We start from the raw sequence: 20,146 nt of genomic DNA, 5'->3' as shown, positions 1-20,146 counted from the left end.
ATCAGGGAGCCGAGGGGATGGGGTTGACCATGGTGTGGTCGACACCCATGGTGACAGCGAGCAGGCAGAGGACGGCGGCGACCAGGACGACGACGGCCATCGCCACGCCGAGACGGCGGCGCGGGCCTTCGGGGTCGTGGCTTGCAGCCGCGAGCACGGCGAGGCTGCACAGACTGACGAGGTAGGTGCCGTACCAGAACGGCGAGCCGACGAGGATGAGGACCCGCTCCGGGTCACCGGGGATGCCGATGGGCCCGCCGAAGTACGTCCAAGGCATCAGGAGCCGCACGGTGCGCAGGGGCGCGAAGATCCCCTGCATGACGATGGTCGCCAGAACGAGGAGCACCACTGTGACGGCTGCGGCGCCGCGGAACGGCAGCCAGCGTGCGACCACCAGTCCGAGGAGAGGGCCGCCGACGGAAGGCATGACTCCGAGGTCGAACAGGACGGCCAGCGACCAGCTGTCGCCCAGCCCGCCGAACGGAGCCCCGTCCGGCGCCGGGGGCCAGTGGCGGTACGCCCAGACGGCCCACGCGAACCACGCCAGGCCGGCGACGAACGGGACGGCGACGGCACAGGCGAGGGCGAGCGTGCGCAGCCGCTCCGGTGTGGCCACCGTGCCGGAGGCCGCGGCCCGATCTGATGAGCGGACCAGCGACATCATCACGACGAGCCCGAAGAGTCCGAGCCCCGCCGCCGGGGCGATGACCGACAGCAGGCTCGACATGCGCTCGTCGGGCCGTCCGAGGCAGCTGGCGGCGGTGAGGAGCACGCCGAGCCAGAACAGGGGGTGACGCAGGTACCGCACCATCTCCCGGCGCGCCAGCACCCCGATGCCGCGAGGTGCGTCGAGGCGGACCGAGCTCGCCACGGCGGTCACCGGACTGCTCCCGGTACGGGCTGCGCGGCGCGCAGCAGCAGGTACGCATCCTCGACGGTCGGCTCCACGCGCACCGACCCTGGTCCGGGGGCGCCGCCGACGGACCGGACAGCACCGGTCCCGGTGCGCCACGAGGTCACCGCACCCGGGGCGACCTCCGCGCCCTGCGAGACTGCCCCCTCGGCCGTCGCCATCAGCTCGGCCGGCGTCCCGTCGAACCGGATCCGACCGGCGTCGAGCACCAGCACCCGATCGCAGAGCGCTGAGACGTCCTCCGTCTGATGGGTGGCCAGCAGCACGCAGCCAGCACCGGCGAGACCGGAGAGGATCCCCCGGAGAGAGGCGCGCTGCTCCGGGTCGAGCCCGGTGGTCGGTTCGTCGAGGATGACGAGCTCCGGTGTCCCCATGAGCGCCTGCGCGAGCGCGAGCCGGCGCCGCTGCCCACCGGACAGGGCACGGATCCGACGCGTGGGCCGGTCTCCGAGGCCGACGAGGTCCAGGACTCGTCGGACCTCGAGGTGTCGGGGGCCGGTCTCACGCCATTCCTTGAGCACCGCGACGTAGTCGAGGAACCCGAAGGCCGTCATGCCGCGGGGAAACCCGACCTCTTGCGGCAGGTAGCCGATCCGGCGCCGCGCCCGCGTACGGTCGGCCGCCGAGCCCGTGATGTCGAAGCCGGCGACGACGATGCGGCCGGCGCTCGGTTGCATGGCCGTCGCGAGCAGGCGGATCATCGTGGACTTGCCGGCTCCGTTCGGGCCGAGCAGCCCGACGATGCCGTGGTCGAGCCGGAGGTCGGTGGGCGCCAGCGCGTGGGTCGACCCGTACGACCGGCTGACCCCCTCGAGCACGGCGACGGGTGGCGTCTGTGTCATGACTGTCCCTCCGGACGGGCGGACGAGGTCCGCAGGACGAGCACTGCGGTGAGAAGAGCGGTGGCGACGAGGCAGGCGACCTGCCCGCCGGTGGAGGTGAGCGCGGCGACGGTCGACCCGGACCGCAGTCCGACGAGCACCAGCCAGCCGGCGGCGACGACGGGGAAGGTCACTCGTGCGGTCCACCTCGTGAGCAGGACGAGCGAACCGCTCGTCAGGGCGAGGCCGGGCAGGACCCACGTGCCCGCGAGGTCACGCAGGCCGGGAACCAGCAGGCCGACGGCGATCGTGAGCGGCACGGCGATCGTCAGCGCGGCGACGGAGCGGAGCAGTGCGGTGCGCAGTGCGCTCGCCGGCGTGGTGCCGGTGAGGTGTCGCAGCGGGTCGGTCGCGTCGTAGGCCGCGACGACTGCGAGCACGGGCACGAGGGGGGCCAGGAGCAGGAACGCCGCGTCCTGACGGTTCGCGCCGATGGTTCCCCCGACGATCGCGCACACGATCGCGGCGCCGACCGCCAGCGCCGCCGAGGTGTGCAGGCTGGACGAGGCGCGCAGGATGACCGCGTCGCGCTCGGGCAGGCCGAGACGCACGAGCCGTCGCAGCACCGCCGGGCCGGTGGGTGCCGCGACCTCGCTCCGGATGCCGAGCCATGCCCGGTCGAGCAGTGTCGGCGGCGCGAGCGAGCGGGCGTGCTCACGGCAGGGAGCGCACGCGGTCAGGTGTGCCTCGACCGCTGCCTGGGCGGTGTCGTCGAGCCTCCCGCCGGCGTACCGCGCGAGCAGGTCGGGGGCCGCGTGCCAGGTGCTGGTCGTCATGTCGGCCTCCAGGGTTCGGGACGGGCGACGAGGTGGTGTCGCAGCTGGGCGCGCGCCGCCCGGAGCCGGCTCTTGACGGTGCCCTGGGGCAGGTCGAGCAGCCGAGCCGCCTCACGTGTGGTGAGGCCGTCGAGCACGGTCGCCTGCAGGACGGTGCGCAGCTCGGGCGACAGCGAGCGCAGGGCGGTACCCACGTCGCCGTGCTCGAGCCGCACGAGCAGCTCGTCCTCGGCGCTGGGCGCGACGGGGGTGCCGGCCTCGATGACGGCTGCCCCGATCGGGAGCGGCGCGCGCCGCACCCGCAGCCGGGAGATGAGCCGCCGGATCGCGATGCCCCAGAGCCACGCACCGACGTCGCCGTCGCCGCGATACCGCGCAGCGGAACGCCACACGGCCACGAACGTGTCCTGCAGTGCGTCGGCGACCAGGTCGGCGTCGGCCGTGCGTCGGCCGAGCCGGAGAGCGAGCCAGCCGGCATGACGGTCGAAGAGCGCGGCGAGCGCGGCCTCGTCACCCCCTCCGACGGCCCGGAGGAGGTCGACGTCCGAGAGGGCCGCGGCTTCCACACTCCTCCTGTCGCGAGTCGACCGGCGGACGGATCAGATCGGGGGCACCGAGTTTGTCGGACGGACCGCCTGCGTCAGCCACGCGAGCACCTCGGCCGCGTGCCGGTCCGGCGGGAACACGGGGTAGAACACCTTCTCGACGACGCCGTCGGTCACGATCATCGTGAGCCGGCGCAGCAGGGTGCGGCCGCCGGCCTCGAACGTCGGCAGCCTCAGCGCGTGCGTGAGGGCGAACGCCTCGTCGCTGAGCATCGGGAAGGGCAGGTGCAGGCGGTCGACGGCCTCGCGCTGGTAGGCCGTGTCCTGCGTCGACAGGCCGTACACCGCCGCCGCACCGGCGGCGAGCAGGTCGGCGTGGTGGTCCCGGAAGGCGCACGCCTCGGCGATGCAGCCGCGGGCGCCGGGGATGCTGTCCCAGTCGTCCGGTAGCGCCGCGCCCGGGCCGCCGCCCGTCATCGGGTACGCGTAGACCACCGCTCGGCCCGGCCCGAGCCGGTCGAGCGCGACGGCGCTGCCGTCCGTCGCGGGCAGGGATAGAGCCGGCAACCGCGCACCGGTGAGGTGGTCGGCCGCGCCGTCGTCGACCGGCACCGGAAGGTCGTCGGGGAGCCGCGTCAGATCCATGGGTCCACCGTACTCGTATGCGGCTTGCGTTATATAACGCTAGATGCAAACATGGTCGCCATGCACGCGATGGACGCACTCGGGGACCCGGTCCGGCGGCGGCTGGTCGAGCTCCTGGCCGACGGGGAGCGCAGCGCGGGGCACCTCGCGGCGGCGGTCGGCGACGAGTTCGGGATCAGCCAGCCCGCGACGTCCCGGCACCTGCGGGTGCTGCGCGAGGCCGGGGTTGTCGATTCGGTGCCGCAGGGTGCCGTCCGCCTCTACTCGGTGCGCCCCGAGGCGTTCGACGAGGTCGAGCGCTGGGCGCGGGGCATCCGCCGGTTCTGGGATGGCCGGCTGGACGCGTTGGAGACGGAGATCGTGCGCGGAGCCCGTGAGCGCCGCCTGTCCACCGGGACGACGAGGAGCCGAGATGACGACTGACGTGTGGGGCGTGCTGGTGCCGACCGGGGCGGACGTGTCGGTCCGCTTCGAGCGCCGGTACCCGACGACGCCGGAGGACCTCTGGGCGTCAATCACCGAACCCTCGCGGCTGAGCCGGTGGCTCGGACCGGTCTACGGCGACCTGCGGGTGGGCGGCCGGTACGAGCTGCGGATGGGTGAGGACGTGGCGGGCTCGCAACAGAACGCCGTCGGCGACGTGCTCGAGTGCGACGCGCCGCGGCGACTGGTGGTCGGCTGGTCGTTCCCGGGTGAGGACGAGTCGCGCGTGAGCGTCACCATCCGCCCGGACGGCGGCGGCTCGGTCCTCGTGCTGGAGCACCTGGGGCTGTCCGAGTCCGCGGCCCGCGGCTACGGAGCCGGCTGGCACGCCTCGCTCGGGCAGCTCGACGACCACACGGCGGGTCGACCGGTCCGGATGTGGCAGCAGATCTTCGAGGCGGCCCTGCCGCACTACCGGGACGCGTGAAGGCGAGCCCCGGTCAGCCGACCGTGGCCTCCTTGTAGCCGGTCGGCAGGTCCACCTCGACGACGTCCCCGCGGACCAGCTGGCGACCGCGGCGCGCCTCGTCCTCGCCGTTCACGGTGACCGCGCCGTCCTCGAGCAGCTCTCGGGCGTGCGCGCCGGAGTCGGCGAGGTCGGCGAGCTTGAGGAACTGGCCGAGCCGGATCGAGTCGTCGGAGATGGGCACCGTGGTCATGGGAGCAGTCTGCCTGGTGCAGACAGTGTGGTGCAGCGCACGGCCCGCACCGTGGTCGTGGTCAGGCCACCGGCAGACGTCGGTCCTATGCTCAGGAACGTGATCACCCGCATCGACCTGCGCGGTCGCACCCTCACGCGCCGGGAGCTCCTCGAGGAGCTGCCCCGCGCGGAGGTCGACGTCGAGCACGCGGCTGAGGTCGTCGCGCCCATCCTGGTGGACGTCCGCGCGCGGGGCGCCGCCGAGCTGCGCGACCTCGCCGAGCGCTTCGACGGTGTGCGGCCCGTGCACCTGCGGGTGCCCGCCGCGGCGATCGCCGCGGCCGTCGACGTGCTCGACCCGGACGTCCGGACAGCGCTCGAGGAGACCATCCGTCGGGTGCGCGAGGTCCACGGCGCGCAACGACCGGCGGACTTCACGGTGCAGCTGGCACCGGGGGCCCAGGTCCGGCAACGCTGGGTGCCCGTCCGTCGCGTCGGCCTCTACGTGCCGGGCGGCCTCGCGGTGTACCCGTCGTCGGTGGTCATGAACGTCGTCGCGGCGCAGGCCGCCGGCGTCGGGTCGCTGGCCGTCGCGTCGCCGCCGCAGAAGAACGACGCCGGGCTGCCCGACCCGGTGGTGCTGGCCACGTGCGCGCTGCTCGGTGTGGACGAGGTGTACGCCGTGGGCGGTGCGCAGGCGATCGCGATGTTCGCGTACGGGGCCGCCGGCAGCGACGACGTGGACGGCGAGACGCTCTGCGAGCCGGTCGACGTCGTCACAGGCCCGGGCAACGTGTACGTGGCGGCGGCCAAGCGGCTGGTGCGGGGGATCGTCGGCATCGACGCCGAGGCCGGCCCCACCGAGATCGCGATCCTGGCGGACGGCACGGCTGACGCCACGCACGTCGCCGCGGACCTTGTGTCCCAGGCCGAGCACGATCCGCTCGCCGCCGCCGTCCTGGTGACGCCCTCGGTCGAGCTCGCCGGGGCGGTCGAGGCCAAGCTGATGGACCGGGTCGACGCCACGATGCACCGCGAGCGGGTGACCACCGCCCTGAGCGGCGAGCAGTCCGCGATCGTGCTGGTGGACGACCTGGAGCAGGGCCTCGAGGTGGTGAACGCCTACGGCGCGGAGCACCTCGAGATCCAGACGGTCGACGCCGCGGCGCTCGCGGAGCGGGTGACCAGCGCGGGGGCGATCTTCGTCGGCGCGTACTCCCCGGTCTCGCTGGGCGACTACATGGCCGGCTCCAACCACGTGCTGCCGACCGGCGGCTGCGCACACTTCACCAGCGGGCTCGGCGTGCACTCGTTCCTGCGCGCGGTCCAGGTGGTCGAGTACGACGCCGATGCGCTCGCCGAGGTCGCGGACAAGATCGTCGCGCTCGCGGACGCCGAGGGACTCCCGGCGCACGGCGAGGCGGTGCGGGCCCGATTCTGACTCATCCCTCCCCAGAGCCGGCGCGCGGACCGCGCCGACCCTGCGTGTGCGCCGCCACCCGGGCGCGCGACCTCAGCCCCCGTCGAGAGGACAGCCTGTGACAGGCAACGCGACGTTCCGACACCGTGATGTCGCACTCCTCGCGGTCGTCGGCATCGAGGCGCCGGTCGTGGTGCCGTCGACGGTGTTCGACGAGCGACTGGCGCCGACGCTCAAGCGGCTGCGCCTGCCGCGGGGGCTGCTGTCCCGCGTGGCGGGGGTGCACGAGCGCCGCTGGTGGGACGAGGAGATGACGTTCGACGACGCCGCGACAGCCGCCGGCGCCAAGGCGCTGGCCGAGGCGGGGATCGACGCCGGGAACGTCGGCCTGCTGGTCAACACGTCGGTGACCCGGACGTTCTTGGAGCCCTCCGTCGCCTCCCGGATCCACTCCAACCTGTCGCTCCCGTCGAGCGCGCTCAACTTCGACCTGACCAACGCGTGCCTGGGCTTCGTCAACGGCATGACGCTCGCGGCGCAGCTGATCGACTCGGGCCAGATCTCCTACGCGCTGATCGTCAACGGCGAGGACCCGCGTCCGACGCAGGAGGCCACGATCGCGCGGCTGACCTCGCCGGACACCACACGCGAGTCGTTCCTCGAGGAGTTCGCGACGCTCACGCTCGGCGCGGGCGCCGCGGCCGCCGTGCTCGGCCCGGCGCACCTGCACCCGGGCGCCCACCGGCTCGTCGGCGGCGTGGCGCGCTCGGCCACCCAGCACCACGAGCTGTGCGTCGGCGGGGTCGACGGGATGAAGACCGACCCGAGCGGGCTGCTCGCGGGCGGGCTGGAGCTCGTCGTCGACGCCTGGAACGAGGCGCAGCCCGAGTGGGACTGGGCCGACGTCGACCGCATCGTCACCCACCAGGTCTCCTCGGTGCACACCCGCTCGATCGTCGAGGCGCTGGGCCTGGACCCCGAGCGCGTGCCGACGACCTTCCCGCGCTGGGGGAACGTCGGTCCGGCCGCCCTGCCGATGACGCTCGCGACGCAGGCCGACTCGCTGCGCACGGGCGACCGGGTGCTGTGCATGGGCGTCGGCTCGGGCCTCCACACCGCCATGGCCGAGATCGTCTGGTGACCGCCGCGTCGACACCCCCGGCGGACGTCCTCGAGGCCGGCGGGATCGATCCGCGCTGGTCGCGGGTGGTGCAGTTGGGATCGCGGACCTGGCACCTGCTCGACAACGGCCCCTCATTGGAGGCCGAGCCGGTCGGGACGCTGCTGTGCGTCCACGGCAACCCGACGTGGTCCTTCCTGTGGCGCCGCCTCGTCGCGGCTGGGGCGCGGGCCGAGCGCCCGTGGCGCGTGATCGCCGTCGACCAGCTGGAGATGGGGTTCTCCGAGCGGACCGGCGAGCAGCACCGGCTCGCCGACCGGGTGGCACAGCTGGGGGAGCTGACCGACCAGCTCGGCCTGACCGGACCCGTCGTGACGGTCGGGCACGACTGGGGCGGCGTGGTGAGCCTGGGCTGGGCGCTGGACCACCCGGACCTGCTGACGGGGATCGTGCTGACCAACACCGCCGTGCACCAGCCGGCCGACGACCCGCTGCCCGCGGCGCTGCGCGTCGCGATGGCGCCGGGGGTGCTGCCCGTCGGGACGGTGACGACGCCGGCGTTCCTCGAGACCACCCTCGCGCTCGCCCACCCGAGACTGGCACCCGAGGTCGCCGACGCCTTCCGCGCGCCGTACCGGACGCCCGAGCGGCGCGCCGGGATCGGCGGCTTCGTCGCCGACATCCCCGCGACGCCCGACCACCCGAGCCGCGCGGAGCTCGACCGGATCGCCGACGGCGTCCGCGGCCTCGACGTGCCGGCCCTGCTGCTCTGGGGCCCCCGCGACCCGGTCTTCTCCGCGCGCTACCTGCGGGACCTGCGCGAACGCCTCCCGCACGCCGCCGTCCATCGCTTCGAGGGGGCCGGCCACCTGGTGGTCGAGGATGCGGACGTGGCCGGGGGAGTGCTGCGCTGGCTCGACGCGCAGGGCGCCGCGCCCGAACCCGCGGAGAGCCCTGAGCCGTACCGGTCGCTCGGCGCGACCCTGGTCGAGCGCGCCGCCGACGAGGGCACGGCGCTCGTCGAGCTGGCCGGGACGCGGTCCCGCCGCGCGAGCTGGGCGGCGCTCGCGGCCCGCACGGACCAGCTCGCCCGAGGCCTCGCGGCGAGCGGGGTGCGACCGGGCGACCGGGTGGCGCTGCTCGTGCCGCCGGGGGTCGACCTGACGTCCGTGCTCTACGCGTGCCTGCGGCTCGGCGCCGTCGTTGTCGTGGCCGACGCCGGCCTCGGCGTCCAGGGGCTCACCCGCGCGGTGCGCGCCGCCGAGCCCACGGTCGTCATCGGGATCGAGCGGGCGCTGGTCGCGGCGCGGTGGCTGCGCTGGGCACCCATGCTGGTCAGCGCCGGACCGCTGCGCGCGGGCGTGCGCCAGGCGCTCGGKGTCAGCGCGTCCCTCGACGAGCTCGCCGCGCTGGGGCGAGCCTCGACCGAGGACCTCCCGTGGCCGGACGCCGACGCCGACGCCGCGGTCCTCTTCACCTCGGGCTCGACAGGCCCCGCCAAGGGCGTCGCGTATACGCACCGCCGGCTCGCGGCCATGCGCGACGTCGTCGGGCGCACCTACGGCATCGGACCCGACAGCCCGCTCGTCGCGGCGTTCGCGCCGTTCGTCCTGCTGGGCCCCGCGCTCGGCGCGACGAGCGCGAGCCCGCACATGGACGTGACCTCGCCGGGCACGCTCACCGCGGCCGCGCTGGCGGAGGCCGTGCGCGCGATCGACGCCGCGGTCGTGTTCGCCTCCCCGGCCGCGCTGCGGTCGGTGGTCCGCACCGCCGACGGCTCGGAGCGGGCCGCGCTGGCCGGCGTCCGGCTGTTCCTCTCGGCGGGCGCGCCGGTCGGTCGCGAGCTGCTGGAGGCGGCCGCCGACTTCATGCCCGGAGCGGAGGCGCACACGCCGTACGGGATGACCGAGGCCCTGGTCGTGGCCGACGTCTCGCTCGAGGAGCTGCGGGTGCTGCCGCCGGGCGACGGGGTGTGCGTCGGCCGACCCGTGCCGGGCGTGCGGGTCGCCGTGAGCCAGCTCGACGCCAACGGGCAGGCGACCGGCGCACCGGTGCAGGAGCCGGGAGTCACCGGCGAGGTGCTGGTCTCCGCGGCCCACGTGAAGGAGCGGTACGACGGACTCTGGCTCACCCAGCAGGCCTCGTCGCGGGACGCCGGCTGGCACCGCACCGGCGACGTCGGGCACCTCGACGCCGACGGTCGGCTCTGGATCGAGGGCCGGTTGGCCCACGTCCTGGTCACGGCCACCGACGTCCGCACGCCCGTCGGGCTGGAGCAGCGGGCCCAGTCCGTCCCGGGCGTGGTCGCGGCGGCCGTGGTCGGTGTCGGCCCCCGTGGAGCCCAGCAGGTCGTGGTCGTGGTGCAGCCCGAGGTGTTCTCGCACGGCCCGGTCGTCGCGGAGCCGGGGCTGGCGGCGGAGGTGCGGGCCGCGCTCGTGGGCACCGACGTCGCCGCCGTGCTCGTCGTCGAGCAGCTGCCGACGGACGTCCGGCACAACTCGAAGGTCGACCGGGCCCGTGTCGCGGCCTGGGCCGAGCGCGTGCTGGCGGGGGAGCGGGCGCGGCTGTGACGCGCGTCCTGGTCACCGGTGCCAGCGGCATGCTCGGGCGGGCGGTCGCCGAGCGCCTGGTGGCCGACGGGCACGACGTCCGCACCCTCCAGCGCAGCCCGTCGCGCGTGGCCGGAGCGCAGGATGTCGCCGGGTCGGTGACGGACCCCGCTGTCGTGCGCACGGCGGTCGACGGCCGGGACGCGGTCGTGCACCTCGCGGCCAAGGTGGACATCACCGGGCCGCTCAGCCAGTTCGAGGCCGTGAACGTCGACGGCACCCGGCACCTGCTGAACGAGGCCGCGTCAGCCGGGGTGCGTCGGTTCGTGCACGTCTCGTCGCCGTCGGTGGCTCACCTCGGCCGGTCGCTGGCCGGGGCGCCCGCGGGCCCCGCCGACCCGTCGCACGCGCGCGGCCACTACGCCCGGACGAAGGCGACCGCGGAGCTCCTCGCGCTCGCGGCGCACGACCCGGGCGGCGTGGGAGTCATCGTGGTCCGGCCCCACGTCGTGTGGGGACCGGGCGACACCCAGCTGGTCGCGCGCGTGGTGGACCGCGCGCGCAGCGGCCGGCTGCCCGTCCTCGGCAAGGGCGCCGCGCTCATCGACACGACCTACGTCGACAACGCGGTCGACGCCCTGGTGGCGGCGCTGCACGCCGACCCGGCCGCGTACGGCGAGGCCTACGTCGTCACCAACGGCGAGCCGCGACCCGTGCTCGAGCTGCTCATCGGGATCTGCGAGGCCTCCGGCGTCCCGACCCCGCGACGGCACGTCCCCGCGGCGCTCGCGCGCGGCGCGGGTTCCGTCCTCGACGCGGCCTGGCGGGCGCTGCCCCTGCCGGGCGAGCCGCCGCTGACCCGCTTCGTCGCCGAGCAGCTGTCCACCGCCCACTGGTTCGACCAGAGGCGCACGCGCGAGGCGCTCGGGTGGGAGCCCGCCGTGAGCCTCGACGAGGGGCTGGCCCGTCTGGCGGAGTGGACGGCGCGGCAGCCGTCGTCCGCGGCTCCCTAGACTCGGGCACGTGACTGCTGATCTCCTTCGCGGCGCCCTCCCGCTGCGTCCCGACCTCGTCGGCCTCGAGCCGTACGGCGCGCCCCAGCTCGACGTGCCGCACCTGCTCAACGTCAACGAGAACCCGTACGCGCCCGCGCCCGACGTGGTCTCCGACATCGCGGCGGCGGTCGCGCGGGCGGCCGCGGGCCTGAACCGCTACCCGGACCGGGACTTCGACGCCCTGCGCGCCGACCTCGCCGCGTACCTGGAGGTGGAGTCCGGCGTCGCGCTGGCCACGGAGCAGGTGTGGGCCGCGAACGGGTCGAACGAGATCATGCTGCACGTCCTGCAGGCCTTCGGCGGACCGGGCCGCACGGTGCTGTCGTTCGCACCGACGTACTCGATGTACCCGGAGTACGCGCGCGACACGTTCACGGGGTGGGTCGCCGGGCGCCGCGAGGAGGACTTCGGGCTCGACCCCGACGTCGCGCGCGCCGCGATCGCCGAGCACGCGCCGTCCGTCGTGCTGCTGGCCAGCCCGAACAACCCGACCGGCACGGCGCTGCCCGCCGCGACGGTGCTCGCGGTGCTCGACGCCGCCGCGGCGGTGCCGGGCGGCTGCGTGGTCGTCGTCGACGAGGCGTACGGCGAGTTCCGCCGCGCGGGCACGCCGTCGGCGCTCGAGCTCCTGGCCGACCACCCGCACCTCGCCGTGAGCCGCACGATGTCGAAGGCCTTCGGTCTCGCCGGTGCACGCGTCGGCTACCTCGCCGCTGCGCCGGCCCTCGTCGACGCCCTGCGCGTCGTCCGCCTGCCGTACCACCTCTCGGCCGTGACGCAGGCGGTCGCCCGCGCGGCGCTCGCGCACGCGCCGGCCCTGATGGCCCAGGTGGGCTCCCTGCGCGACGAGCGCGACGCCCTCGTCGTGTGGCTGCGGGAGCGCGGGCTCACCGTCGCGGAGTCCGACGCGAACTTCGTGCTGTTCGGCCTGTTCGACGACCGGCACGCGATCTGGCAGGGTCTGCTCGACCGTGGGGTTCTCATCCGTGAGGTGGGGCCTGACGGGTGGCTGCGGGTGTCGGTCGGCACCCCGCAGGACATGGCGGCGTTCCGGGACGCCCTGGTGGAGGTGGCTGGGCTGTGAGTACTCCCAAGGCCCGTACCGCGCGCATCGAGCGCGCGACGAGCGAGTCGAGCGTGCTGGTCGAGCTCGACCTCGACGGCACCGGTCGCACCGACATCTCGACGACGGTGCCGTTCTACGACCACATGCTCACCGCGCTGGGCAAGCACTCGCTGATCGACCTCACCGTCAAGGCGACCGGCGACACGCACATCGACGCGCACCACACCGTCGAGGACGTGGCGATCACGATCGGCGAGGCCCTGCGCGAGGCGCTGGGCGACAAGCGCGGGATCTCGCGGTTCGGCGACGCCACGGTGCCCCTCGACGAGGCGCTCGCCCAGGCGGTCGTCGACGTGTCCGGGCGGCCGTACCTCGTGCACACGGGCGAGCCTCCCGGCCAGGAGTACCACCTGATCGGCGGCCACTTCACGGGCTCGCTCACCCGGCACGTGCTCGAGTCGATCGCGCACCACGCCGCCTTCAGCATCCACGTCCGCGTCCTCGCGGGCCGCGACCCGCACCACATCGTCGAGGCCCAGTTCAAGGCGCTCGCGCGGGCGCTGCGGTTCGCCGTCGCGCTCGACCCGCGGGTGGACGGGATCCCGTCGACGAAGGGCGCGCTGTGATGTCCGACGAGCTGCCCGACGACTTCGAGGTCCCCGACGACCTCTCCTCGCTGCTCGACGCGCCGCCGGAGGACCCGTCGGTCGTCCTGGTGATCACGCAGGTGGCCGCTCCCGCGCCGCTGGCGGCCGCGTGCGCGATCGCCAAGGTCGAGGTCGACGTCGTGCCGACGGACATCGGCGCGATCGCGGTCCTGCGCGACCCGCGGGCCGCCGCCGAGGGCGCCGGGGCGATCTCGAAGCTGCTGCGCACGCTGCCGGTGATCCTGCTGGAGCGGCGCGAGGGCCAGATCACCGCGACCCGCTGGACCGCCGGCGAGCGCGGCGACAAGCTCCCCGCCGGCCTGGTCCTGTCCGACGCGCCCGCGGTGCTCGAGGACCTGCTGCTCGGCTCGGTGCAGGCGGGCGACGTCGAGGGCGTCGTCACGAGCGTGGGGATGTCGCGCTGGCAGGCGATGCGGACGATCACGGGCTCGGGCAAGAAGAAGTCGCAGTAGCCGTCCCGAGAGGAACGTTTCGCCCGTCGCGGAGCATCCGTCTCGCGGACCGGCGCCCGACCGAGCGGCGCGCCGGCCGCGGGTACCGTGGTCCGGTGCCCGCCCAGCCCCTCGTCGTCGTGCTCGACCACGGTCCCGACGACCACGTCCCGCTGGCCGAGGCCCTGACCCGCGCGGGCGCCCAGGTCGAGATCACGTCCGACAAGCGCGCCGCCCTCGTCGCCGACGGGCTGGTCATCGCGGKGAACGGGCCGTTCGCGGAGGTCATCGCCGGGGTCCTGGCCGTCGGCGGMGACCAGGTCGTGGACCGTCGGCTCGCGGGCGGTCGGGCCGTGCTCGCCATCGGCGTCGGGATGCACGTGATGTTCGCGGCCGGACCGGGAGCCGAGGGCCTGGGGGAGTGGCCGGGCGTCGTCGACCCCGTCGAGCCTCCGGGACCGGTCCCGGTCGAGGTGTCGGACGGGTCGCGGCTGTTCGCCGGGCTCGAGGACGCCGAGTTCGCCTTCGAGCACGCCCACGCCGCCACGACGTTCCCGCTGCTCGACGACTGGCCCGCGGACACGCGCCTCGTCGTCCCCGTCGTCACCTGGTCGGCCGGCCCGGCCCGGTTCGTCGCCGCCGTCGAGAACGGCCCCCTCACCGCCCTCCAGCTGCGTCCGGAACGCTCCGGCGACGCCGGCGCCCAGGTGCTCGCACGCTGGGTCGCGTCCCTTCCCGCCCCTGCCACCCCCGGAGACCACGCATGACCGACCGCCTCGAGCTGCTGCCCGCCGTCGACGTCGCCGACGGCCAGGCCGTCCGCCTGACCCAGGGCGCCGCCGGCACAGAGACGGGGTATGGCGACCCGCTCTCGGCCGCGCTCGACTGGTACGCCGGTGGCGCGGAGTGGATCCACCTGGTCGACCTCGACGCGGCATTCGGGCGCGGCTCCAACGCGGTCCTGCTCGCCGAGGTGACCGCCGAGCTGGTCGCCAAGGGCGTCAAGGTCGAGCTCTCCGGCGGTATCCGCGACGACGCGTCGGTCGAGCGCGCGCTCGGCACCGGTGCCACGCGCATCAACCTCGGCACGGCCGCCCTGGAGAACCCGGAGTGGACCGCACGCGTGATCGGGTCCTACGGCGAGCAGATCGCGGTGGGCCTGGACGTGCGCGGCACCACGCTCGCCGCGCGCGGCTGGACGAAGGACGGCGGCGACCTCTGGGAGGTCCTCGCCCGCCTCGAGGACGCCGGGTGCGCCCGCTACGTCGTGACCGACGTGAACAAGGACGGCATGCTCAACGGCCCGAACGTCGAGCTGCTGCGCGAGATGTGCGCCCGGACCGACGCCCCGGTGATCGCCTCGGGCGGCGTGTCCAGCCTCGAGGACCTGCGCGTGCTGCGGACGCTCGTGCCGCTCGGTGTCGAGGGGTCGATCGTCGGCAAGGCGCTGTACGCGGGCGCGTTCACGCTGCCCGAGGCGCTGGACGTCGCGGGCCGCCCGTGACGGGACGCGAGCTGCCGCCGTCCTCCCCGTTCGCGGGCGACGACGGCACGGCCGATCCCGCCGTGGCCGCCGCGCTGGCCGCGCTCGACGCCGGCACCGGCACGGTCGCGGCGGTGGTCGACGCGCTCGAGGGCACCCGCGTCCTAGTCCCCGTGCTCGCCGAGCTGGAGGTCGAGGACGTCGTCGTGCACGCCGGCCACGAGCACACGGTCGACAAGGAGGCCTCCGCGGGCATCGTCGCGCTGCGGGCTCCCGACGGCCGCACGGCCCTGCCGGTCTTCACGTCGGTCGCGACGATGACGGCGTGGCGGCCCGACGCGCGACCGGTGCCCTCGGACGTCGCCCGCGCGGCGCTCTCGGCCGTGACCGAGGGCTGGGAGGTGCTCGTCGTGGACCCGGGCGGTCCGACGACTGTCCTCGTCCCGCGGCCGGCCGTGTGGGCGCTCGCCCAGCAGGAGCGTTGGCGCCCGGCGGTGACGGCCGACGGCGTGGACCCGGAGGTCCGCGCCGCGATCGCCGCGGCGGTGGCACCCGTTGCTGGCGTGGTCGCCGTCGACGCGGTGCCCGGAGCGCGCGCCGAGGTCGCGGTCGTCGTCGACCTCGTCGCCGGCCTGGACCGCGCCGGGCTCGACTCGGTGCTCGCGCAGGTCAACACCGCGGTGGCCGGTGTGGAGCTGGTAGCTACGCGGGTCGACTCGCTCGAGCTGCGGCCGCGCGCGGCACGCTAGCGGCGGCGCCTGACCGCCCACGCGAGGGCGCACGTGCTGAGCACGAACGCGGCCACCAGCTGACCGCCGAGGATCACGCGGTTGAGGTCGAGGGCCGGCCGCCAGTGGGCGCCTGCGCCGTCGACGACGAAGACGCCGACCGCCTTGACCCGCACGCCGTACCCGCCGCCCCCGCCGTGCCCGACCTGGGTGCCCTTGGGCACGGTGTCGCCCTCGGGCTCGTCCGACGCACCGCTCTGGCCGGAGCCGGCCCCGGACCCGGTCGCGCCCCACACCTTGGCGACCGGGATGACGAGCGTTCCCTCGCGCTCGTACGCCTCACCGAACACCCGTCGGACGGACAGGGCGTCGTTGGTGGCACGCGTGACGGTCTCTGGGTCGAAGCGCGGGACAGGCATGAGAACCTCCGAAGGGTCAGCCGGTACAGGGTGCGGCGGGTGTGAACGACGCCTCGTCGTCCAGCATGGACCGCAGCGTGCTCACGGGCACCACAAAGCTGTGCCCGTCTGCGTCCTTGGCGTACACGACGCCCACCACGCGGCCGTCGGCGTCCAGCACGGCGGAGCCCGAGCTGCCGTGCTCGACGGGGGCGTCGGTGACCAGGACGGCGCCGAGGTTCTCGTTGAGCGGGTCGGTCTCGCTGGACAGGACGTGGCCCGTGGTGACGGTGAGTGCCTGCCCGAGCGGGTAGCCGACGACCGTGACGGCGTCGCCGATCGCCGGGTCGGCGCTGGCGAGCTCCGGAGCGGCCGGCAGCGCGTCCTGCGTGTGCACGATCGCGAGGTCCGCCAGGTCGGCGGTGCTGGCCGCGGCGGCCGCGACGTCACGGCCGTCGTACGTGGCGATCTGCAGCGTCGAGGCGTCCTCGACCACGTGCCGGTTGGTGACCAGCGTGTGGTCGTCGATCGCGAAGCCCGATCCCGTCGACAGCGCCCCGCAGCCGATGTTGCGGATGCGCACGGCCATCCGCTGCGCCGAGTCGAAGCCGTCGGGGGAGAGGTTCCCGCTGGACGTCGGGGTCGGCCGGGGGAGGTCGGTGGGCACGACGCTGGTGGGCACGGGTGCGGGCATCGCCGGGAGCACGCTGCACCCCGCGGTGAGCAGCAGCACGGCGCCGACGAGCACGACGCGGCTCCTCATCGCTGGAGCTCGCCCTGGAGCGCCGCGTTGGCGTCGGTCGCCTTCTGGCACACCGTCTGCACGTCGGAGGTGAACCGCGCGAGGTCGGCCTGGTCGTACTGCGCGGAGTTCTGCAGGTACCCGATGAGGCGCTGCTGCCCGTCGACGCAGGCGGCCAGCGCGGTGGCCACCTGCCCGGCCGCCTGCGACACGCGTGACTGGTAGTCGGCGAGCTGCTGCTGCGACGCGCTCGTGTCGCCCAGCTGCGCCTTCTCGTCGGCCAGCTGTGTGATCCGCTCCTGGGCGGTCGCCAGCTGCCCCCGCGCGGCGTCGAGCTCGGCCTGCGTCGCGGCGAGGTCGGCCTGGGACGTCGCGAGGTCCTTCCCGGTCGAGCGCGCGAGCGTCTCCCAGTCCTGCGTCGAGGCCTGCCACGCCTCGTTCGTCCGGAGCATGTGCGCCAGGAGCAGGCCCCCGCCCACGAGGGTCGCGACGAGCAGCACCGCGAGCACGGTCGTCGTGACCCGAGGCCCGCGCCGACGGGTCGGCGACGGGGACTCGGACGAATCCGGCACGGCCGGCAGCCACGACGGAGGCGCGGGGGTGATCTCCGTCACCGGGCGCTGCGGCTCCGGGGGCGTCCCGGCACTCGCGCGGGGGTCGTCGGGCTGCATCGCCCCAGGATAGGAGGCCATCAGCCGCTTTCAGGGTGATGTTCGGCCCCGGCCGGCGGACGGCGACCGCGCCCGGGACACCGCGAGGCAGCGGCGACAATCGTCGGATGCCCTCGACGACCTACGGAGCCGTGCTGCGCCTGCCCGGCGTCGCGCGGCTCTTCGGCGTCTCCTTCCTCGCCCGCATCCCGTCGGCCATGGTCGGCGTGGTCCTCACGCTGCACGTCGTCTCCACGTTGGGCCGCGGCTACGCCCAGGCGGGCATCGTCGTCGGCGCCGCGACCGTCGGGATGGCGCTCGGCGCGCCGTGGCGCGGCCGCCTCGTCGACAAGCTCGGGCTGCGCCGCGCGGTCGCCCCGTCGGTCGTCGTCGAGTCGGCGGTCTGGCTCGCGGCTCCGCACCTCACCTACGGGGCCCTCATCGGTGCGGCGTTCCTCGCCGGGCTCTTCCTGGTGCCAGTGTTCTCCGTCAGCCGGCAGTCCCTGTCGGTGCTGGTGCCCCTCCAGCACCAGCGGGCCGCGTTCTCGCTCGACTCGGTCGCCGTCGAGCTGACCTTCATGCTCTCGCCGGTCGTCGGCGTGCTGCTCGCGACGCAGGCGTCGACGTCGGTGGCCCTGACCGTGGTCGGCGCGCTGACCGTCGGCGCCGGGGTCCTCCTCATGTGGGCGAACCCGCCCACCCGCAGCGCACCGTCGGCCGGGCCGGTCGCGGAGCTGCCGAAGGGCCGGCTGCTCAGCCCGGGGTTGGTCGTCGTGCTCCTCGCGGGCCTCGCTGCCGCCTTCGTGCTCGTCGGCACCGACGTGTCGCTCGTCGCCACCCTGAACGACGCCGGCCGCTCGGCGGACGTCGGCTGGATGATCGCGCTGTGGGCCGGCGGCTCGGTGGTCGGCGGGCTCGTGCACGGGGCCACGCACCGCAACCCGTCACCGCTCGTGCTGGTCGCCGTCCTCGCGCTCGCCGCCGTCCCTGCCGCCTTCGCCACGGGGCAGGTCTGGCTCGCGGTCGCGATCGTCATCGCCGGCCTGCCCTGCGCGCCCGCGCTGTCCTCGATCAACGCGACGCTCGTCCGCCTGGTCCCCGAGCACCGGCGGGGCGAGGTCATGGGCTGGAGCGGGACGATGGGAACGGTCGGCAACGCGCTCGGCGCACCCCTGTGCGGCGCGGTGATCGACCGGACGACGCCGGGCGCCGGGTTCCTCACCGCCGCCGTCGTGGGCGGCGCCATCGCCGTCAGCGGGCTCGTCGCGCTCGCGACCGTCCGCCGCCGGAGCGAGCCCGAGACGGCCGACCGTGAGGTGCCGCGTCACGTGCCCGCCACCCGCACCAGGGTCCGGCTCGTCCGCCACCGCGGCGCCGGCGCCGCCCGACGCGAGCGGGTCAGACGACCGAGCCGGTGAACTTCTCGCCGGGGCCCTCGCCGGGGGCGTCGGGGAACGGTGACGCCTCGCGGAACGCCAGCTGCAGTGAGCGCAGACCGTCCCGCAGCGAGCGGGCGTGCTGGTTGCCGATGTCCGGAGCCGAGGCCGTGACCAGCGCGGCGAGCGCGGTGATGAGCTTGCGGGCCTCGTCCAGGTCCATGAAGTCGGCGCCCGCACCGGTCGGTCCGTCCTCGGCGAGACCACACTTGACGGCGGCTGCGCTCATGAGGTGGACGGCGGCGGTCGTGATGACCTCGACGGCGGCGACGTCCGCGATGTCGCGGGTGGCCGCGGTGGTGGGGTCCGTGCTGGGACTGCTCTCGGTCATGGCTCGATCCTCTCATCGGGCCATGGGTGCTCCGGCGCCGGTTCGGGCGCACCCCGCTTCTCTGGTAGTCTTGGCAGTCGACTGACCTGGGCTGTGCCTCGCTCTCACGAGCGGAACACGGCTCAGGCGCACAAGTGGAGTCTCTCCCACCTGGGCCTCGACCGATCGATGCGCTGGATGCGCACCGACGACAGAGACCGGGTTCCAGTCCGCACCGGACGGCGCAAGCAGGTCCCGGTGGCGTGAGCATGGCTGCGGCCGTGGGCACGTGGCGGACTTCGAGGCCTCCTCCTGTGCTCAGGACGGGGGCCTTCCTCGTTCCTGACGGTCGCCACGACGAACCTGAGGAGCACCACATCAGCGAGCCCCGCATCAACGATCGGATCCGCGTAGCCGAGGTCCGCCTGGTCGGCCCCAACGGCGAGCAGGTCGGGATCGTCCGCGTGGAGGACGCACTGCGCCTGGCTCAGGACGCTGACCTCGACCTTGTCGAGGTCGCACCTGACGCTCGTCCGCCCGTCTGCAAGATCATGGACTACGGCAAGTTCAAGTACGAAGCAGACATGAAGGCCCGCGAGGCCCGGCGGAACCAGACCAACACGGTCCTCAAGGAGATCCGTTTCCGGCTGAAGATCGACCCGCACGACTACGGCACCAAGAAGGGCCACGTCGAGCGGTTCCTCACGGCCGGCGACAAGGTCAAGGTCATGATCATGTTCCGCGGCCGCGAGCAGTCCCGCCCCGAGATGGGCGTGCGCCTGCTGCAGCGGCTGGCCGACGACGTCTCGGAGCTCGGCTTCATCGAGAGCATGCCGAAGCAGGACGGCCGCAACATGATCATGGTGCTCGGCCCGAACAAGAAGAAGGCGGACCAGAAGCAGGAGCAGCGCCGTGCGGCGCAGGCTGCTGCGGCACGCGAGCAGAACGCTGCGGCAGCCGCCGCGGCCGCTGCTGCGGCGGCGAACCCGGCTCCGGCCGAGCCCGTCGTCGAGGCGCCCGCCGCTGTCGTCGAGACCCCGGCCGTCGTCGAGACGCCCGCCGTGGTGGAGACGCCGGCCCCGGTCGAGGCTCCCGCCGCTGTCGAGCCCGTCGTCGAGGCGCCCGCCGCCGTCGAGACCCCGGCGCCCGCGCCGGTCGCGCCTCGTCCGGCCGCTGCTCCTCGCCCGGCTGCCTCGCGTCCGGCCGC

General features: G+C 74.6%; 24 protein-coding genes. 14 read left to right on the top strand and 10 right to left on the bottom strand.

Annotated elements, in window-relative coordinates:
- Position 1 precedes the first annotated feature (1 nt).
- Genes AC1DYZ_RS15710 through AC1DYZ_RS15690 form a run of 5 tightly spaced genes read right to left on the bottom strand, consistent with a single transcriptional unit; the run spans position 2 to position 3,760 of the window.
- Entirely contained in the window at positions 2-880 is an 879-nt protein-coding gene (locus AC1DYZ_RS15710) for a hypothetical protein (RefSeq protein WP_477066085.1), read from the bottom strand.
- Complete coding sequence (locus AC1DYZ_RS15705) at positions 877-1,755, bottom strand: ATP-binding cassette domain-containing protein (protein ID WP_477066084.1); 879 nt, start codon at positions 1,753-1,755, stop codon at positions 877-879. The genes AC1DYZ_RS15710 and AC1DYZ_RS15705 overlap by 4 nt, the downstream gene beginning before the upstream one ends.
- Entirely contained in the window at positions 1,752-2,570 is an 819-nt protein-coding gene (locus AC1DYZ_RS15700) for a zf-HC2 domain-containing protein (protein ID WP_477066083.1), read from the bottom strand. Before AC1DYZ_RS15700 ends, AC1DYZ_RS15705 begins: the two co-directional genes overlap by 4 nt.
- Complete coding sequence (locus AC1DYZ_RS15695) at positions 2,567-3,136, bottom strand: RNA polymerase sigma factor (RefSeq protein ID WP_477066082.1); 570 nt, start codon at positions 3,134-3,136, stop codon at positions 2,567-2,569. Before AC1DYZ_RS15695 ends, AC1DYZ_RS15700 begins: the two co-directional genes overlap by 4 nt.
- A gap of 33 nt (positions 3,137-3,169) precedes the next feature.
- The gene (locus AC1DYZ_RS15690) at positions 3,170-3,760 is read right to left on the bottom strand and encodes a peroxiredoxin (RefSeq protein WP_477066081.1); all 591 of its coding nucleotides are present in this window, start codon (positions 3,758-3,760) and stop codon (positions 3,170-3,172) included.
- Positions 3,761-3,811: 51 nt separating this feature from the next.
- Between AC1DYZ_RS15690 and AC1DYZ_RS15685 the strand changes: the two genes are divergently transcribed.
- Both AC1DYZ_RS15685 and AC1DYZ_RS15680 read left to right on the top strand, forming a co-directional pair.
- Entirely contained in the window at positions 3,812-4,183 is a 372-nt protein-coding gene (locus AC1DYZ_RS15685) for an ArsR/SmtB family transcription factor (RefSeq protein ID WP_477066080.1), read from the top strand.
- On the top strand, positions 4,173-4,670 hold the full coding sequence (locus tag AC1DYZ_RS15680) for an SRPBCC family protein (protein ID WP_477066079.1): 498 nt from the start codon (positions 4,173-4,175) through the stop codon (positions 4,668-4,670). The genes AC1DYZ_RS15685 and AC1DYZ_RS15680 overlap by 11 nt, the downstream gene beginning before the upstream one ends.
- Positions 4,671-4,683: 13 nt before the next feature.
- Here the strand turns inward: AC1DYZ_RS15680 and AC1DYZ_RS15675 are convergent, their stop codons facing one another.
- A complete protein-coding gene (locus AC1DYZ_RS15675) occupies positions 4,684-4,902 on the bottom strand; it encodes an RNA-binding S4 domain-containing protein (protein WP_456825205.1) in 219 nt (72 codons plus the stop codon).
- Positions 4,903-5,001: 99 nt separating this feature from the next.
- On the opposite strand from AC1DYZ_RS15675, the gene hisD reads away from it, so the two are divergent.
- The 10 genes from hisD to AC1DYZ_RS15625 all read left to right on the top strand — a co-directional run bounded on the left by hisD (position 5,002) and on the right by AC1DYZ_RS15625 (position 15,424).
- Positions 5,002-6,324 carry a histidinol dehydrogenase gene (gene hisD, locus AC1DYZ_RS15670; protein WP_477066078.1) on the top strand — a complete coding sequence of 441 codons (1,323 nt, stop codon included), beginning with the start codon at positions 5,002-5,004 and terminating at the stop codon, positions 6,322-6,324.
- 97 nt (positions 6,325-6,421) lie between these two features.
- Positions 6,422-7,444, top strand: coding sequence for a 3-oxoacyl-ACP synthase III (locus AC1DYZ_RS15665; protein WP_477066077.1), 1,023 nt, complete (start codon positions 6,422-6,424; stop codon positions 7,442-7,444).
- The gene (locus AC1DYZ_RS15660) at positions 7,441-9,993 is read left to right on the top strand and encodes an alpha/beta fold hydrolase (RefSeq protein ID WP_477066076.1); all 2,553 of its coding nucleotides are present in this window, start codon (positions 7,441-7,443) and stop codon (positions 9,991-9,993) included. Before AC1DYZ_RS15665 ends, AC1DYZ_RS15660 begins: the two co-directional genes overlap by 4 nt.
- Positions 9,990-10,985 (top strand): NAD-dependent epimerase/dehydratase family protein, encoded by a 996-nt coding sequence (locus AC1DYZ_RS15655; protein WP_477066075.1) that lies wholly within the window; start codon positions 9,990-9,992, stop codon positions 10,983-10,985. Before AC1DYZ_RS15660 ends, AC1DYZ_RS15655 begins: the two co-directional genes overlap by 4 nt.
- Before the next feature lie 10 nt (positions 10,986-10,995).
- Positions 10,996-12,111, top strand: a complete 1,116-nt coding sequence (locus AC1DYZ_RS15650; protein WP_477066074.1) for a histidinol-phosphate transaminase — start codon at positions 10,996-10,998, stop codon at positions 12,109-12,111.
- The gene (gene hisB, locus AC1DYZ_RS15645; RefSeq protein ID WP_456826875.1) at positions 12,108-12,719 is read left to right on the top strand and encodes an imidazoleglycerol-phosphate dehydratase HisB; all 612 of its coding nucleotides are present in this window, start codon (positions 12,108-12,110) and stop codon (positions 12,717-12,719) included. The genes AC1DYZ_RS15650 and hisB overlap by 4 nt, the downstream gene beginning before the upstream one ends.
- Positions 12,719-13,213 (top strand): hypothetical protein, encoded by a 495-nt coding sequence (locus tag AC1DYZ_RS15640; protein WP_477066073.1) that lies wholly within the window; start codon positions 12,719-12,721, stop codon positions 13,211-13,213. Before hisB ends, AC1DYZ_RS15640 begins: the two co-directional genes overlap by 1 nt.
- Positions 13,214-13,308: 95 nt before the next feature.
- Complete coding sequence (locus tag AC1DYZ_RS15635) at positions 13,309-13,959, top strand: type 1 glutamine amidotransferase family protein (RefSeq protein WP_477066072.1); 651 nt, start codon at positions 13,309-13,311, stop codon at positions 13,957-13,959.
- A complete protein-coding gene (gene priA / locus AC1DYZ_RS15630; protein ID WP_477066071.1) occupies positions 13,956-14,696 on the top strand; it encodes a bifunctional 1-(5-phosphoribosyl)-5-((5-phosphoribosylamino)methylideneamino)imidazole-4-carboxamide isomerase/phosphoribosylanthranilate isomerase PriA in 741 nt (246 codons plus the stop codon). Before AC1DYZ_RS15635 ends, priA begins: the two co-directional genes overlap by 4 nt.
- Positions 14,693-15,424 (top strand): SseB family protein, encoded by a 732-nt coding sequence (locus AC1DYZ_RS15625; RefSeq protein ID WP_477066070.1) that lies wholly within the window; start codon positions 14,693-14,695, stop codon positions 15,422-15,424. Before priA ends, AC1DYZ_RS15625 begins: the two co-directional genes overlap by 4 nt.
- Here AC1DYZ_RS15625 and AC1DYZ_RS15620 read toward each other — a convergent pair.
- The 3 genes from AC1DYZ_RS15620 to AC1DYZ_RS15610 are packed head-to-tail and all read right to left on the bottom strand — an operon-like array spanning position 15,421 to position 17,214.
- Complete coding sequence (locus AC1DYZ_RS15620; protein ID WP_477066069.1) at positions 15,421-15,822, bottom strand: spore germination protein GerW family protein; 402 nt, start codon at positions 15,820-15,822, stop codon at positions 15,421-15,423. The two genes, AC1DYZ_RS15625 and AC1DYZ_RS15620, sit on opposite strands and share 4 nt — an antisense overlap.
- A 16-nt stretch (positions 15,823-15,838) precedes the next feature.
- The gene (locus AC1DYZ_RS15615) at positions 15,839-16,564 is read right to left on the bottom strand and encodes a S1C family serine protease (protein ID WP_477066068.1); all 726 of its coding nucleotides are present in this window, start codon (positions 16,562-16,564) and stop codon (positions 15,839-15,841) included.
- Entirely contained in the window at positions 16,561-17,214 is a 654-nt protein-coding gene (locus AC1DYZ_RS15610; protein ID WP_477066067.1) for a hypothetical protein, read from the bottom strand. The genes AC1DYZ_RS15615 and AC1DYZ_RS15610 overlap by 4 nt, the downstream gene beginning before the upstream one ends.
- A gap of 107 nt (positions 17,215-17,321) precedes the next feature.
- Between AC1DYZ_RS15610 and AC1DYZ_RS15605 the strand changes: the two genes are divergently transcribed.
- Positions 17,322-18,611: an MFS transporter gene (locus AC1DYZ_RS15605; protein WP_477066066.1), complete on the top strand. Its 1,290-nt coding sequence runs from the start codon at positions 17,322-17,324 to the stop codon at positions 18,609-18,611.
- Here AC1DYZ_RS15605 and AC1DYZ_RS15600 read toward each other — a convergent pair.
- The gene (locus AC1DYZ_RS15600) at positions 18,592-18,960 is read right to left on the bottom strand and encodes a DUF1844 domain-containing protein (protein WP_477066065.1); all 369 of its coding nucleotides are present in this window, start codon (positions 18,958-18,960) and stop codon (positions 18,592-18,594) included. The two genes, AC1DYZ_RS15605 and AC1DYZ_RS15600, sit on opposite strands and share 20 nt — an antisense overlap.
- Positions 18,961-19,253: 293 nt before the next feature.
- Between AC1DYZ_RS15600 and infC the strand changes: the two genes are divergently transcribed.
- On the top strand, positions 19,254-20,146 hold an 893-nt coding region (gene infC / locus AC1DYZ_RS15595; protein WP_477066064.1), incomplete at its 3' end, for a translation initiation factor IF-3.

This window comes from Cellulomonas sp. P1_C4 (assembly GCF_056406355.1).
The sequence above is the reverse complement of the archived record's forward strand: the minus strand, read 5'-3'. Positions and strand labels throughout refer to the sequence as shown.